Annotated in this window: 1 protein-coding gene and 1 pseudogene; one reads left to right on the plus strand and one right to left on the minus strand. The window is 73.5% G+C overall.

The features are described 5' to 3' along the window. Nucleotides 1–132 precede the first annotated feature (132 nt). Complete coding sequence (locus AC27IO_RS23450) at nucleotides 133–1608, plus strand: sulfite reductase subunit alpha (RefSeq protein WP_498741068.1); 1476 nt, start codon at nucleotides 133–135, stop codon at nucleotides 1606–1608. A 64-nt stretch (nucleotides 1609–1672) separates the two neighbouring features. Here AC27IO_RS23450 and AC27IO_RS23455 read toward each other — a convergent pair. Then, a pseudogene (locus tag AC27IO_RS23455) lies at nucleotides 1673–2002 on the minus strand (hypothetical protein); the annotation flags it as partial.

Consider the following 2002-nt stretch of genomic DNA (forward strand, 5'->3'; position numbering starts at 1 on the left):
CCATCTATCCCTTGCACATGGGCACCTACTTCGGCCTGCCCGGCCGGGTGGCGGTGATGCTGGGCAGCCTGGCCATGCCGCTCTTCGCGGTCACCGGCTGGATGCTCTACCTGGGGCGCCGTCGCCAGCGCCGTGCCACGGAGCCGCGCGCGCCGCCCACGGGCAGCCCGCACCACTGCGGCAGACGGCGCGGCGCAGGGGGCCGACACGCTGCTGGTCGCCTACGCCAGTCAGGCCGGCCAAGCCGAGCGCATGGCGCTGCAGAGCGCGGCCGCATTGCAGCGCGCCGGCTTGGGTGTGGCCGTGCAATCGCTGCAGGCGCTCACGCCCGCGATGCTGGCCGGGCACCGCCGCGTGCTGCTGGTGGCCAGCAGCTTCGGCGAGGGCGAGCCGCCCGACAACGCCCGCCGCTTCGCCCGGTTGCTGACACAACAGCCACCGGACTCGCTGCAGGGCGTGCGCTACGGCCTGCTCGCGCTGGGCGACCGCAACTACACGCGCTTTTGCGGCTTCGGCCACGCTTTGGACGAAGGCCTGCGCCGGGCGGGCGCCGTGCCGCTGTTTCCGCTCATCGAAGTGGACGACGCAGATCCTGCGGCCCTGGCCCGCTGGAGCGAGGCCCTGGCCGCATTGGACGGCGTGGCGCATCTGGCCCTGGAGGGGGCGTTGGCGGAAGGCGGTGCGGCGCCCGTCTACACGCCGTGGCGCCTGGAGCGGCGCGATTGCCTCAATCCGGGCAGCCTGGGCCACCCCTTGTTCGAGGTGTCGCTCACCTCAGGCACCCCGGTCGAATGGCATCCGGGCGCCTTGGTGGAGGTGCTGCCGCGCCACGCGCCCGAGGCCGTCGCGGCCTGGCTGCAAGCCGCGGGTGCCGATGGCGCTGCACCGGTGCAGCATGGGGGCGTCAGGACCACGCTGACCGAGGCCCTGGCGGTGAGTGTGCTGCCCCCGCTGCCTTCGGGCGCGGCAGAGGTCCATGCCCAGGCCTGTGCCGATGCGCTGGTGGCTCTGGCGCCCCGCACCTACTCCGTGGCCTCCCTGCCTGGCGACGGCGCGCTGCAGCTGCTGGTCCGCCAGGAGCGGCATGCCCAGGGGCTGGGGCTGGCGTCGGGCTGGCTCACCGCCCATGCCCCGCTGGGTGCCGAAGTGGCTTTGCGCCTGGTGGCCAATCCTCGCTTCGATGCTGCCCCGGGCGACGCACCTTGCCTCTTCATCGGCAATGGATCGGGCCTGGCGGGCTTGCGCTCCCACCTGCGGGCCCGGGTGCGGGCGGGCCACCGGCGCAACTGGCTGCTGTTCGGCGAGCGCCAGCGGGCCCACGACAACCTGTGCGCCGAAGAAATCGGTGGCTGGCAGAACCATGGCTTTCTCGAACGGCTGGACCGGGTTTTCTCCCGCGACGGGGAGGCCCATCGCCATGTGCAGGACCGGCTGCGCGATGCGGCGGGCCCCTTGCGCGAATGGATCGCGCAGGGCGCGGTGGTCTATGTGTGCGGCAGCGCCGAAGGCATGGCGGCCGGCGTGGACGCGGCGATGGTGGAGGTGCTCGGCGTCGATGCCGTCGATGCGCTGATCACCGAGGGCCGCTACCGGCGCGACGTGTACTGATCCGCTGCAGGCCGACACGCGGCGGCGGCTGGGGTGATGAGGCCCGTGCCGCCGCTGGTACGGCTCAGCGCAGGTCGCCGTACTGGGTGTTGCTCAGATCGGGCGAGCGGGCGTCGCTGCCCGGCATTTCCGTGTCTTCGAAGCCGGTGGGCGTCGAAGGCAGCAGCGGTCCCGAGCGTGTGGACACCCCCGTGCGCGGTGCCGGTGCGGGAGGCTTGGCCGCGGCGGCGTTGTCCAGGGCCCGCTTGAAAGCTGCCACTTCGTCGGCCTCGATCGGGTCGAACGCCTTGGCAGGGGCGCGGGTCGGCGGCGCTGGGGGCACCAGGGGCGCGCTGCGCGGCGCGAGCAGCGGATCGATGGGCGGGGCAGCCACGGGTGCGGGGGCCGGCGCGTG

The sequence above is a fragment of the Acidovorax sp. KNOB132 genome (assembly GCF_057541515.1).